A 12,908-nucleotide genomic window follows, 5' to 3' on the forward strand; every position below is an offset into this window, starting at 1 on the left:
GCTAATCATGAGAAGTCATATAGTCTTCTTCAAACGACCGTTTACTCGCAGCATTCGAATTTGTAATGGCGCACTTGATGTACCCGAAACGGAGGCCTTCCATGGCGCTGATCGGCTATGCCCGTGCCGACACCTTTGAGCAGACGCTTGATCCAAAACGGAGAGAGTTGCGCGCCGCAGGCTGTGACTCCATCCACGAGGGGCATGCCTCAGGCGCCGACCGCAGGCGCCCTGCTCTGGCGCGGCTTCTGGCGACCATCATACCGGGTGACACCCTCATCGTGGTTCGGCTGGATCGGCTGGCACGTTCGCTTGTCAACCTTCTGCAGGTTATCGATCTCCTGAAGGCAAAGGGTGTACATTTCCGCTCGCTTGGTGATCCGATCGACACCACCACGCCGCAGGCCACCTTTTCGCTACAGGTCATGGGCGCGGAGGTTGCCTGCCACCACGCCGGTGCTGTCGCTGTTCCCGAATGGCTCACGGCGATCTGCAGTCCGTGTTCGACATCGCGACCCACCCTCCGCCGACGCGCTCTACCATCTCGGGCGCGCCATCTGAACGCTCGGTCCTCGTCGCTTCAAGTGCTGCCATGATGGGGCGCGACAGGCTGACCAAACGGACGGTACGCTCCGGCGTGTCGCCATGGAGCACCTCGAAGAGGATCCGCGCAAAGGCGACGGACGCCTCCGGCTCTAGCACCTGGCTATAAGTCAGTGCCGATGTTCGAACAGCTCCATTCAGTTCCGAAGTATATAGTTCTATTGTGAAGTAAATGGTTCAGAACCCTACGGTATCTAGGCGCTGGCCAATCCTGCCTGGGGCCGGTATCCCCTGCCCTGCCCCGCGATATTGAGGCTGGGTCGACGATGGAAGCGTTCGACCTACACCTTACCAGTGGCGACAAAGAAAAGCCTGCCGCTGCTTCATCGCCACTTGCTAAGTCGCTGGGTTGCTACAGATGTATCCGACCCCAGCTTTACATCCAGCGATCTCGCGAGAACACAGCGGATGGAGCAGATCCTGACGAAGTTTATTTCGGCTCAAAAACATGAGGAAGCAATATCTTCCGGCTGATCTACAAGCAAGACCAAGAAAGAAGTACCAAGCTATCGGAACTTTGGGCCGTTCATTAGCTCCAAAACGAAGGGTTCCGAACTATATACTTCTATACCACACTATATGGCTTAGCGCCGCTCTGCACTACACTACATACTTCCGCATTGATCTACGTGGCGCTACACTACTTTCAACTATAATCCAGAGCAGGAAACCATAGATGCCAGTCATATCCTTCGCTTCACCGAAAGGTGGAGCTGGTAAGACCACGTCTGCCATTGTCTTAGCAACAACCCTTGCACAACGCGTCAGCGTCGAACTCATTGATGCCGACCCAGCGGCACGCACAATCGCTTGGGCAAAGCGTGGGCCTGTCCCTGAGAAGCTCACGGTCACTCAGTCTGCAGGGGAAAAATCTATCCAAGATGAAATCGAAACTGCTGCGGGAAGGGCCGCCTTCGTCATCATCGACTTAGAGGGCTTGGCATCGCGGCTGAACGCTTTTGCTATGGGCGAGAGCGACCTGGTAATCGTTCCACTTGGAGACGAACAGCAAGACGCGGATGCCGCTGTCGAGGCGTTGAAGCAAATCCGCCAGGAAGCTCGCTTTGCCAGGCGCGACATCCCTTCAGCACTGCTCTTTGCCCGCACGAAGGCAGCCGTGAAGGCACGGAATGCGAAAGAAATCAATGCAGAGATGCGGGGAGCTGTCGAAGCCTTTAAAACTGAGCTGAACGACAGAACTGCTTTCTCATCGCTCCACAGCTACGGGGGCTCCCTCTACGATCTAGATCGCTCTGCAGTTGGAGGAATTGATAAAGCAATAGACAACGCGGAAGCTTTCGCAGCCGAAGTCGTATCAAAATTGCGGGGAGATCAGCGGTGAGCAGGAAGATTACAGGCTTGGATGCCCTAGGCGATTTTGAGCCCGTTCAGAAGCCACGGGGCAGGGCGGTCGAACGTGCTTTAGCACCGGATGATCGCTGGCCAAGCCGAGAACCTCGGTCTGAAAACGCCCGCGAAGCCGAAGGCGCGCTGTCGATCAAAGGTCCCGCTCGCATCATTGATCGCTTCAAGCAAAAGACCAGCAACGGCCGAGATATCAAGTACTATCAGATGCTTGAAGCTATGATGAACTTTTGTGAACGCCATGGCTTTAACGCTCGTGTTGAGATGATGACAGACGCTGAGCGAGAAGAACTACGCAGAACCCTATCGCAGTAATCCATACTATATACCTCGAAACCATATAGAATAGTTCAGAGCCGGCCTTCGCGCCGGCTCTTACTCTGCTAACTTTCCACTTGGAGTGTTCTCTCAGGCCGGTCCATCAAACCTGCGTCCAAAACGTAGCCGCCGTTATCAGGTGATAATCGTCTGGACCTTTTCAGTGCCTCGCCATCTCCTGACTGCGACATCCGTTTATATGGACGTTGCCAAGCCTAACCTTACGATCGGGTTGAGGTCTCACCTGCGCCGGAGAATGATCGCCGCGGCCCTGTCGGCCTTCGACGCTGCAGCGTTTGGATCAGCAGATTTCCCTCACGCCTGTATATCGGACGACCTCTTGCCAACCCGCTCAAGGACGACGCAGGGCAGGGCGGCCTTCACCTGGCTCCGCCTCGCGGCAACGGGATCCAGCTCTTGGGCCAGTTCCGTACTCCGGTTGGCGGCCTGCGCCAGCCTTTCTTGTTACCTTTGGATGATAGGTCAGGATGCAGCCGAAAGCGTCTCGGAAATGGTCGTTGTCAGCTTGTCGATCCGCAGATGCGCCAAGGTCGCACTCTCGAGCGAAACCTCTGCGGTCGAATGGTTGACTTCGGGCAAAGGCAGGGCAAGTTGTCGCTCCTGGTTCCTTCTGCGAAGCAACGCCGCCTTTCTGATAAGCTCGTTGCCGCCCGATAAGGACACGGCTTTTCCTGCGATAGGAACGGGATTTGTATCAGCCTGACCATTGGACTGATCTGAAACGCCGTGTCTGTCTGCTTCTTTGGGTGCCGCCTCTGTCCCTTCTGTCGCCTCTTGTGGACTGGTTGCGGTGGCCACGGGCACGATCTGATCTGGCCCTCCGGTTGGTGCGGGATCTGGCGAACCGTCCTGGGTGGCAGGTTGCGTGCCCGCGCCACCTGCGTGATCGGCAGACGGCTTAGCCTCTTCAAAGTCAAATTGCCCCTGCCCTGACGACTCAGCTTCCTTGTCCCGCTTTTCGGCCGCGCGCGACCGCGCCGCATCCCCTTCGGCCTTGGCCTCTGCCTTCTGCTCGGCCGTGTCCTCAGCCGTCTCCAAATACGTATAGTCGGCCTCGGTGATGGTATGGGGCGGCTGCGGCAGCGGCGCGTCGAAGTTCTGGCTTTCGTAGAGTTCCTTGTAGGCGGTGTCGTCATAATACATCAGCCGTTTGGCCCGGATCGGCATGTCGCCGTCCACCACGATGACAACATCCTCCCTGGGCAGGCGGCGGGCCTGGTCCCGCGTCAGCAGCGGATGCTCCTCCGTCCGCTCGGAAATATTGTTGGAGAAGAGCCCGTCCTTGATATTCTTCGACCGGCTCACGACCCGCTTGGTGGTCATGCCAACGGCGTCCGACAGTTCCGCAATGGTATCCGGTTCGCTCGGGGTGAGATAAAGCTTGATCCCCGCGCCCCCCTGAAGTGTCTTACGCACCTGCTCGCCATAGACCACATCGAGGTCGGGGATGGTCTGCGTGACGATCGCAAGGTTGCCGCCGTAGCTGCGCAGAAGCGAAATGCTCTCGGCCACCACCGGCATCCGGCCGATGCGCTGGAACTCGTCCATCAGGATCAGGACCGGGAAAGGCTCGTCCCTTCTGGGTTCATGATCCTGCAGGGTGGCAATCAGGTCCGCGAAGAACAGCCGGATCAGCGGTGCAATCGCTCCGATCTCGTTGAAGGGCGTGGTCAGGTAGACCGTCTGCGGCTTTTTGCGGAAGGTGGAAAAATCGAAGTCGCTGGCATCTGTCACCGCACAGGTATGCGGGTTCGACCACGCGCTCATGCCCGCTGAGTTCAGGATCGAGATATAAGACGTGAGGGTCTTTTCGTTCATGCCCGCCATCTGCTGAAAGATCAGCCTGGCGCTGCGGTCCTTGACGATACCTGCATAGGCTTTGAACTTCGCGTTGAAATCTCCGCCCCCATTGGCGAGCTTGTGGATCCGGCCCAGGGTCAGCTCGCCTTGCTCGTAGGCCAGGATGCCGCAGGCCACGAAGACGGCCCGGCTGTTCGGCAGGAAGCTGGCGGCGGAACTGTCTTCCGCTTGCAAGAAGAGCGTCGCGATCTTTTCCAGCTCGGCCATGCGCTTTGCCGGGTTGGTATAGGTCTTGATCCGGTCCAGCGGATTGTAGCGGAAGGAGGGCTCGTCGAAGTCGCGCGGGCTGAACCGATAGATTGTCTGGCCCATTTTTTCGCGAAACCGCGCGGTGGCTTCGAAGTTTTCCCCTTTCACGTCGAGAACCACGGCGCTGCCCTTGTAGGAGAGCAGGTTCGGGATGACGAAGCCCACGCCCTTGCCCGATCCGGTCGGCGCCACCAGCAGGCAATGGGGATATCTGCCCGACACGATATAACGGCCCTTCCGGGTCGGCACCGTTGTCTTTGCCAGCACGAAGCCGGTGCGGGCATCGCCGAAGAAGTTTTTGCGCTTGAGTTCCCGCTCCGTCATCCAGTGGGTCGTGCCAAAGCGCGTCAGCTGCTCCTGGACGATGCGACTGGCGATGAGCAAGCCTGCGCAGAGAAAGCCCCCGATGATGATGTTGACGATCACCCAGCGGTTCGGCTGGTGATCCTGCAGTGCAAAGTAATTGCGGATCAGCCAGAGGAAGTCCGGCTCGGGATGTCCGAACCAGTATTGGACCACGCCCGTTGCCACGACATAGCCAATGGCGGTGGCAAAGGCCGAGATCAGCAACACGCCGCCTGCCACGCGCAGCCGGATCGCCATGGTATCGCTTGCCATCCTTTGTCCTCCCCTCAAAGCTCGTGGCCTTCGTCGTGGCCGCGTTCACGCCGCACCTGGACCTCGTGCTCGTAGTCCCGCTCAAAGGCGGTCTGCCGTTCCAGCTTCTCGTCAAGCTCCATGACCCTGCGATCCATCTGGACGGCGGTAATGGCGTCCGACCGGTCCAGGCCCCGGCTCTGCTCGGCTTCGAGGTACCGCGCGGCCAGGGTCAACCGCTCGGCCTTCTCGGACATCATCTCGGCCAAGGCATCGCTGTTTCCGCCGCGCAGCTCATGTACGGCTTCCTTGCCCGCAACCTGCTCCACGATCTCGGTCAGGCGGACCTGCTGCTCATGGTTCAGATGATCCCGGCCTGCCAGATCGCGGGCTTCCTCGATCAATGCTTGGCGAGTCTCGACGACCTCAACCAGATCACGCTCGTTCGCCACCACAGGCACAAGATGCTCTACGACGAGGCTGCGCTCCGAGACGGCGCGGTAGGTGGCAGCAAGATCCCCATAGGCCTGTCGCGAACCTTCCTCCGTTTCCATGTCATAGCCGCGCGCGGCCGCAATCTTCTCGGCGTCGACGGCAACCCAATGCGCCTCAAGGGCTGCAGACCGGGCCTCGACGGCAACGCGGGCTGCAACCTCGTCAGGATCCATGCCGGTTCCTTCCAGGACGGCGGAAAGCTGGCGGTGGTCCATTGCGGCAATCGCTTCGCGGTGGCCGTCCGCGTAGATCGTTCCCTGCGCGGGCTCAGAATACTCGGCACGATCAAGCCCGACGGTCAGGCGCTCCACATCGCGCACGGCCATGAAATACTGTGCCTCGATACCGGGCCGGGTGCCTGGGTCAAGCTGCACAATCGTGTCGCGGACTTCCGCCAGCTTGTCGCGGGCTTCCTCGATGACGGCCAAGACCTTGGCGGCCTCAGTGGCAAGCTCATCCTCGCGGGGCATCCCGAGGCTCGCTCGAACGTCGTCCTCTATTTCTGGGCTGAACCCGGAAATATGGGCGCGGTCATGACCCTCCGACCGCAATTGCTTGATCTCATCCTGGATGCCTTGCGTCAGCAGGTCCTCGCGCTCGGCATCGGTCATCGGGACTTGAGCGGATGCGTCCAAGGCATCGGGATGACGGACTTGTGGCATGGTATGGCTCCTCACGTTCTCTAAAATCTCTGGGGTCAATGACAGGCCGCGTTCCAGCAGTTCGGCGGCGGCGGCAAAGCCGCGCGACAGCGTGGAAAATCCGTCTGCGAAGGCGGCAGACAGCGAACGGTATTCGGCGGCATGAACCAGGATCTGGTTGCGCTTCCATTCCGCGCTGTTCTGTTCGTGGAGGGTCGGTGCAGGTTCATGCTGGGTGACATGCGCAATGTCTCTCTCGGGCAACGTGACAGCCCATTGGTTTCGATGCGTCTCGATGGTGCGCCCGTCGCGCGTCACGATCTGGACAGGTGCCTTGCCCTCATGAGTGATGCGGACGGCATCGCCCTTTTCGGCGCCGCTTGCCTCAAGGACCGGACCAAGCTCCTTGCCCCACAGCGTCTTCTCTCCCCGGGGCGTCTCCACCGTCACGAAATGGCTGGTGCGTTCTTTCGGGTCATGGTGGTAAGGGGCCGCGCCATGCTCGACGAGTGTTCCGGCCAGGCCGCGCACGGCGGGGGCGCGGTTACGCCCATGTTCATGCTCGTCGGTGATGCCGCGCGACAGCTTGCTGCTGTTGACCAACTCGATGCCGTGGACGGCGGCATGCTCAACGATGGTATCTTTCACGCGGTCGTAGGTGAACTCGCCGTTTCGTGCGAAGTAGAACCACTCGCCTTCGGCATTCTTGCGGTCCACGACGATATGGACATGCGGGAAGCCGGTGTCGGTGTGGAGCGCCGCGATGTAATTGAACCGGCTGCGGCCCTGGTCGAAGATGTCAAAGCAGGTGTCGCGCATGATCTCGGCCACCTTCTCGGGGTCAGTGCCGCGCGGGAAGCTCGCAACCATGTGCATCGAGTGCCCGGCCTTGACCCGGCGCTCCCATCCATCCGCCCATTCCTGGGCGAGCGCCTCAGTGAACTGCGCAGGCAGGTGATCCAGACGGTCGTATTCCTTGTTGGGGTCGATGATGTGCTCGGCCTTGCCCAGCACATAGCCAAGCTGGGCGGCCAGACCCATCGGCCCCTTGCATCCGCCGTTGGGCACGACCTTGAACATGACCTGGGGCAGCCCCCGAATGTTCCCCATGGCACGGCCGGTCCGCCCCGTGCGCACACGGAAGCTGTCACGCCCGCCGCCGCCCCGGTTCTTGACCCAGTCAAAGCGGCCAATGACGAACGCGGCTTGGCTCATGCCTCACCGCCCCGGCGCAGCAGCGCATCGACGCGTGCCTTCCGGCGCTTCGCCGCATGAACGAAGAGCGCGTCAACCTCCTTCGCCAGTGTCTTCAAGGCTCGCTCGAGTGCCTCGATCTGCGCCCCTTGGCCCCGGTTGGGTGACGCGCGTCCCTGCAGCCGGGCCTCCCGGTTGAGATGCGCGGCGATCTGGTTGAGGTTTCCACCCACAGCCTTGATCTGCCGCGACAGGTCCTGGACCGCCTCGATGAGGTCTGGGTCCGGCTCCAGATAGCCTGACGCCAGCCGCAAGACGCGACGGCCAAGAGCCGCCCGTGAGAGGCCAAGACGCCCTGCAAGCCTGTCGAAGGTTGCTCGTTCATCGGGCGTGAGACGGATCGCAACGCGGGCGGAGTCTGCCGAGGGCTGGCCAGGACGGCCATTCTTCTCGATGGCGCGATAGACGGTGGGCCGCGAGACCCCAAAACGCCGGGCAAGCACTGTAACGCTGTCCCCACGCTGGAAGGCGGCGAAGATCGCCCTGCTTTCGCTGGGCGAAAGCCGCCGTCCAGTTGGTTTTGGAGAGTGTAACGATGCCAAATTACATTTCCTGCTACAATGATGTAATGTTGACTCATAAATGCACGTATGCAACACCCTTAATGGGACGCAGGCGAAAAGGGTCTGTCTGGGAAAGCTACAGCGATGAACGAAACGACGTCTCAAGCCACCCTTGTGGCAGCGTGGCCTACCGGCAATGTGGCAGGCTGGCCTGCTCGTCCGGTGGCAGGCTGGCATGCTGGCGACGCGGCAAGTGAACCAAGTGGTGATCTGGCAAGCAGGCCAAGTGGCAACATGACTGAGTGGCAGTCTGGACAGCCGTCAGTTTGGCACTGCGGCGGGCTGGCGAATTGACCGTCTGGCAAGACGGCTCGATAGCACCGTGGCCACAGGGCGAGATGGCACGCTGGTCATCCAGCATCGAGGTGATGTGGCGCCGTGGTGGCTTGGATCAGCGGAGCGCATGCACATGAGCGCACATACATTCGACACCCAGACGTCCATGCGAGCGAAGCGATGCTGACAATCTCCCTGGTGGGTCAGAAAGGTGGTGGGGGCAAAAGCACGATCTGCTGGATCCTGGCTCAGGCTGCCTTGGCAAGATCATCTGTCTCCACGCTTCTCCTCGTGGAAACCGACAAGCAGGGCTCGACGGCCGGCTTTGTCAAAGGCGCTCATGCAGCCTATCCGGACCTTCAAGACCGGCTCTTCTGCGTGAAGGCGTCCGATGGCGAAGAGCTGTACGACTTGATTGAGAAGGCCATGGAAAGCGGGATCGACTATGCTTTGGTCGATACCGAGGGACGGCACAGCGATCTGGCACGCGATGTCATGTCCATGTCCGACCGGATCATCATTCCGGTCAAGCCCGTCCTCCATGAGTATCACAGCCAGCTTGCGACCGTGGCCCTGTACGAAGCTTTGCGCGACACGCTCAAGGAAGATGGCCATCACGCTCCGCCTTGCGGCCTGCTGTTGAACAACCTCAAGCCCGCGCAGAAGCTGACGCTCGAACAAGCCGGAGCGCTCGATGTCATCACCGGCCATCCGATGATCTTGCCGTTCTTCATGCCCTACCGAACTGCCTATGAAACGCTAGGGCGCGGCCGCATCCTGTCCAGGGAGCGGAATGCGCTGACCGGGCCGGTCCAGGGGCTCGCCCGCAAGCACCTGGACGTCGATATTGCGGAAGCAAACATCATTCTTGCGTCGATCGAGGGAATGGCGTGATGGCCCAGCTTGGCAATCTCAAGGACAAGAATGCAGACCGCGTCAGGCGGGCCGCAATGCTGAAGAAAGCGCAAGCCCTCACCCTTCCTGATCCCATGATCGGCTACCCCAAGGAAGCCCGGCAGGGGGCGCCTGCACCGCAGAGCGGTGCAGGCGAAAATCCTTTGTTGAAGAAGGCTCCGAAAGCGGCACCTCAGGATGACGTGCCAGCAGCAGAGGCCCCACAGTCGAACGATCATGCCGCTGAGCCTGCCGCAGTCGTCGTCAGTGAAGCGGCGGAACAGAAGTTAGCGCCTGCACCAGATCAGGCACCGTCAACACAGGCGACCAAGCCCCAAGGCGATGAAGCGCGAAACAGTCATTTGACGAGCGAGCAGGCTGATAATCAGGACTTGATCCTCCATCGGGTCATATTCCAGTTCACGCAGGACCATCATGCACGTGCCGAGGCGATCGCCGAGAGACTCGGCTTTTCTCCTGATGCGGTGCTGAAGAAAGCAGCGAAGATGACGGCGGCGACTACAAGCGACTTTGTGGAAAGGGGTGAGACGGTGCGCACCGGCCCGACCTTCCGCCACCCTGTCAGCTTTCCCGAAGGCGCTGCAAAGGCGTGGATCAAGAAACAGGATCCCTTGGGTTATTACACGCATCCACGCACCATGCTCCGCGCCGTCGGGCGCGCCGCCTTCGACCGAGCGGCAGAAACGCTTCTGAAGCAGCTTGAAAAGAACAACAGGTAACTCAGGTCACCGAAGCTTCACGTCGGTCTGATCGCTCGAACAAGAGGTTTAATATGAAAAACTTTGTAGTTTCGGCATTTTCCCTTGCGGTTCTGGCCTTGCCGGTGGGTGCGGCGGAATGGCAATCAGCCGAAGATAAGGGCATCTTCCTGCACACGATCCAAGAGGGCACGGCCCGTCTTGAACTGGTGTGCGATCCCGAGGGCGCTTGGCTGCCGCCAGAGTATCATGTGGTCGTGACCCCGGCACCTGGGCAGTTTCTGGAAGGCACCTCCATCGAGGTCCGCACGGAAACGGAGACACAGACCTTCTCCTTGTCGGGTGGATCCATCGTCAGCCGTGACCCGGAAGTCTGGAACAAGGTTGTCGCCACCCTTGCCAAGCCGGGGCCGATTACCTTCAGCGCGGGCGGGCAGGATGTGTCCTTCACCATCGAGGATGAACTGAAGGCGGACTGCACCATATGATTAGCCGAAAGCTCCGCGTCGGTCCTGGCGCGGCCATTGGGGTTGTCCTGCTCGGGGCGATTCTCGCTGGCATGGCTGATGAACTGACAAGGGAAGCGGAAAACATCTTTGGCGATCTGCTCCGACCGCAAGGCGAGATCTTGTCAGGGCCGGTGCGCGTGATCGACGCTGACACGCTGGACGTGGACGGCACGCGGGTTCGCCTGTTCGGCATCGACGCCGTGGAAAAGAACCAGATGTGCCAAGACAGGGCAGGGGAAGATTGGCCGTGCGGTCGTCAGGCGACCGAGAAACTGGCGGCCGCTCTCGATGGACAGAACGTGCGATGCCTCGTGCAAGACACGGATCGCTATGGCCGGGCGGTTTCCGTCTGCGAAGCTGGCGGCAAGGACATTAATTATTGGGTCGTTCGCAACGGATGGGCCGTGGCCTACACCCGTTATAGCCGAGACTATGAATCGGCCGAAGCCAAGGCCCGTGCGGAGGGAAACGGCATCTTCGCCGGATCGTTCATCCCGCCACAAGAGTGGCGGCGCCAGCGATAAGGACAAGGGGCGGGCACTTGCCCGCCCCGATGCTGTCAGGCGTCGGGTAGGACAGGGCCGGGGTAGGGGATCGCGGGTCCGTAGCAAACGCCGTCCTGCTCGAAGCAGCCATTGAAGCCGCACAACCAGGCGCGGTGCAACTCGCTGCGCGCGGCAATGCGGCGCAGCCAACGCGGCATAACGCGGCCGGAATGTCCCGCCAAATAGATGCGCAGATGAAGGTTCATGGGGTGATCCTTGCAATGGGGCGAGGACAGGGGCAGGCGCATAGCCTGCCCCTGTCGTTTTCAGTTACGCCCTTGGCTTGTGATAGACGCAATAGCCGGTCGGAACATTGGTGCCGGAGCTGGCGAAGCTGCCCACGGGCAGATCGGTCCACCGGCCTATGGTGGTGCCGTGGTCATAGTGAGCCGTCGCGGGCAGGATGCAGACCAGGACGCCGCCCGGCTTCAGGAACTTCACCGCATGATCGAGATGCAGCTTGTAGTGCCGGCCATAGAAGGGCGGATTCATCACGACTGCATCAAAGCGCGGATCGGGCGCGACCTGAAGGAAATTGGCGGTCATGACGGAGTGGCCCTTGGCACGGGCCTGCTCGGCGCGGCCTGCGTCATACTCGATGCCGGTCACGATGACAGGGGCGCGGCCGCGCCGGTCCTCGGGGTTGTCGTTCCACGCGGCCAGCTCGTCCATGATCCGGCCGTCACCGCAGGACGGTTCAAGGATCTGTTCGCCGCCTGACAGGTGCAGGGCGCTGACAATCTCCTGCGCCACGCGGCGGGGCGTGGGATAGAATTGCAGATCGCGGGCAACTTCCGTGCTTGGCCGCTTGGCCTCGGCCTCGGCCTCGGTCGGCGCGTCGGGCAGAACCTCGCCATAGAACTCGGCCAGGGCGCGGTTTATGTCGCGCCGTCCGTCCTCGTTGAAGATCAGATGCACGTTGCCGTTCTTGAAGGCGCGGATGAAGCCTGCGCAGCAATCGGCTTCGCCGTGTCGCTCGGCCTCCTTCATCATGTCGGCAAACTCGCGGTATTCATAGCGCGGCTGGCCGCGATAAACGCGCAGGGCGTTCAAGGTGTCCTTCAGCCGCTCCTGGCCCCAACCGTTCCAGCCGGTCGCGCTGCCGATGATGATGCGCTTGGGCAGGCCCTCGACGCCGATCTTCACCTTGGAATGACTTTTGTAGGCCGGGTCCAGGTCGCAAAAGCACTCGGCCAGACCCTTAAGGACGTGAAACCGGGGGTCCAGCAGGTAATCCCCGAACACTTCAGCAAGATTGGGCAGGGTGAAGGGCAGGGGGTTGGTCAGCTTCAGGTCAAGCTGCTTGCGATCCTTGGCACTGGCAATGCGCTCGATCTGCAAGCCTTCATAGACATGCTTCCAGGCCGAACGCAGCAGGGCAAGGCGCACATCGCGTTCGTAGAGGCTCGGGCTGCGGGAAAAGACCTGACCGCCATAAGCCCCGCCGATGCAGGCCGCGACGTTGACCGCTGCCTCGGCCCGGTTGAACTCGGCAATCACCTCGGGAATGGCCGCGGCCTTCTCGTCATACTCGGCCACAATCTCGGACAGGCTGCGGCGCATGGCCGGGGCTGCATGTTCCTGCGTCTCTCCGATCTTCGGAAACTCGGTGTTGTGATAGGTCATGTCGTCAACCGTCAGCCTTGGCCCAAGAAACGCTCGATGGCGGTCCGGCCGTTGTCCGTTACTTCCCAAACCTCATGGCCGTGGCGGCGCGCAAAGCGCCATGCTAGGGCCTCGGTGTCATGGGCGCGGGGGAGGGCGCTTGGATGCGCCCTCGTTTCGATGATCCGCCAAGTCATGCGGTCGCCTCCTGCCGGGCGGCGAAGGCATCAAGCATGAGATACAGTGTTTCCATTGAGGGACCGTCGCCATAGACAACGGCGCGGCCCGCAAGAGTCGGGTCGGCCTCGCACTTGGCGCGGACGCGCCTGTCATGATCGAGATAGGCGTTGACGGTGAAGCGGCTTTCGCCCGCGCCGCTGTCGTAGAAATAGAC

14 protein-coding genes are annotated in these 12,908 nt (G+C 60.8%); 7 read left to right on the forward strand and 7 right to left on the reverse strand.

Annotated elements, in window-relative coordinates; translation table 11 throughout:
- The first annotated feature begins 101 nt into the window (after positions 1–101).
- The 3 genes from CK944_RS17715 (at position 102) to CK944_RS22965 (ending at position 2,283) form a co-directional block, all read left to right on the forward strand.
- Positions 102–596: a recombinase family protein gene (locus CK944_RS17715; RefSeq protein ID WP_371411678.1), complete on the forward strand. Its 495-nt coding sequence runs from the start codon at positions 102–104 to the stop codon at positions 594–596.
- Between the two features lie 683 nt (positions 597–1,279).
- Entirely contained in the window at positions 1,280–1,945 is a 666-nt protein-coding gene (locus CK944_RS17720; protein WP_103174409.1) for a ParA family protein, read from the forward strand.
- Positions 1,942–2,283, forward strand: a complete 342-nt coding sequence (locus CK944_RS22965; RefSeq protein ID WP_146038698.1) for a hypothetical protein — start codon at positions 1,942–1,944, stop codon at positions 2,281–2,283. The genes CK944_RS17720 and CK944_RS22965 overlap by 4 nt, the downstream gene beginning before the upstream one ends.
- A gap of 486 nt (positions 2,284–2,769) precedes the next feature.
- On the opposite strand, the gene CK944_RS17725 is transcribed toward CK944_RS22965, so the two are convergent.
- The 3 genes from CK944_RS17725 to CK944_RS24370 are packed head-to-tail and all read right to left on the reverse strand — an operon-like array spanning position 2,770 to position 7,846.
- On the reverse strand, positions 2,770–5,034 hold the full coding sequence (locus tag CK944_RS17725) for a type IV secretory system conjugative DNA transfer family protein (RefSeq protein WP_103174410.1): 2,265 nt from the start codon (positions 5,032–5,034) through the stop codon (positions 2,770–2,772).
- Between the two features lie 14 nt (positions 5,035–5,048).
- On the reverse strand, positions 5,049–7,364 hold the full coding sequence (locus CK944_RS17730; protein WP_103174411.1) for a relaxase/mobilization nuclease domain-containing protein: 2,316 nt from the start codon (positions 7,362–7,364) through the stop codon (positions 5,049–5,051).
- Positions 7,361–7,846: a hypothetical protein gene (locus tag CK944_RS24370; RefSeq protein ID WP_239986135.1), complete on the reverse strand. Its 486-nt coding sequence runs from the start codon at positions 7,844–7,846 to the stop codon at positions 7,361–7,363. Before CK944_RS24370 ends, CK944_RS17730 begins: the two co-directional genes overlap by 4 nt.
- A 576-nt stretch (positions 7,847–8,422) precedes the next feature.
- Here CK944_RS24370 and CK944_RS17740 point away from each other — a divergent pair.
- The 4 genes from CK944_RS17740 to CK944_RS17755 all read left to right on the forward strand — a co-directional run bounded on the left by CK944_RS17740 (position 8,423) and on the right by CK944_RS17755 (position 10,888).
- The gene (locus tag CK944_RS17740; RefSeq protein ID WP_103174413.1) at positions 8,423–9,136 is read left to right on the forward strand and encodes a ParA family protein; all 714 of its coding nucleotides are present in this window, start codon (positions 8,423–8,425) and stop codon (positions 9,134–9,136) included.
- Positions 9,136–9,876 (forward strand): hypothetical protein, encoded by a 741-nt coding sequence (locus CK944_RS17745; protein WP_103174414.1) that lies wholly within the window; start codon positions 9,136–9,138, stop codon positions 9,874–9,876. Before CK944_RS17740 ends, CK944_RS17745 begins: the two co-directional genes overlap by 1 nt.
- Positions 9,877–9,929: 53 nt before the next feature.
- On the forward strand, positions 9,930–10,343 hold the full coding sequence (locus tag CK944_RS17750) for a hypothetical protein (protein WP_103174415.1): 414 nt from the start codon (positions 9,930–9,932) through the stop codon (positions 10,341–10,343).
- A gap of 71 nt (positions 10,344–10,414) precedes the next feature.
- A complete protein-coding gene (locus tag CK944_RS17755; protein ID WP_158248054.1) occupies positions 10,415–10,888 on the forward strand; it encodes a thermonuclease family protein in 474 nt (157 codons plus the stop codon).
- A gap of 35 nt (positions 10,889–10,923) precedes the next feature.
- Here CK944_RS17755 and CK944_RS17760 read toward each other — a convergent pair whose 3' ends face one another.
- From CK944_RS17760 to CK944_RS23315, 4 genes are all read right to left on the reverse strand, one after another.
- Positions 10,924–11,115 carry a hypothetical protein gene (locus tag CK944_RS17760; RefSeq protein ID WP_146038700.1) on the reverse strand — a complete coding sequence of 64 codons (192 nt, stop codon included), beginning with the start codon at positions 11,113–11,115 and terminating at the stop codon, positions 10,924–10,926.
- A gap of 64 nt (positions 11,116–11,179) precedes the next feature.
- Positions 11,180–12,535, reverse strand: a complete 1,356-nt coding sequence (locus tag CK944_RS17765; RefSeq protein ID WP_239986136.1) for a class I SAM-dependent methyltransferase — start codon at positions 12,533–12,535, stop codon at positions 11,180–11,182.
- Between the two features lie 11 nt (positions 12,536–12,546).
- Complete coding sequence (locus CK944_RS23310) at positions 12,547–12,711, reverse strand: hypothetical protein (RefSeq protein WP_158248055.1); 165 nt, start codon at positions 12,709–12,711, stop codon at positions 12,547–12,549.
- Positions 12,708–12,908: hypothetical protein (locus CK944_RS23315; protein WP_158248056.1), on the reverse strand; the 201-nt coding region annotated here is incomplete at its 5' end. The genes CK944_RS23315 and CK944_RS23310, both read right to left, overlap by 4 nt.

This window comes from Paracoccus sp. SY (genome assembly GCF_002901215.1).
Taxonomy (GTDB): Bacteria; Pseudomonadota; Alphaproteobacteria; order Rhodobacterales; family Rhodobacteraceae; genus Paracoccus; species Paracoccus acridae.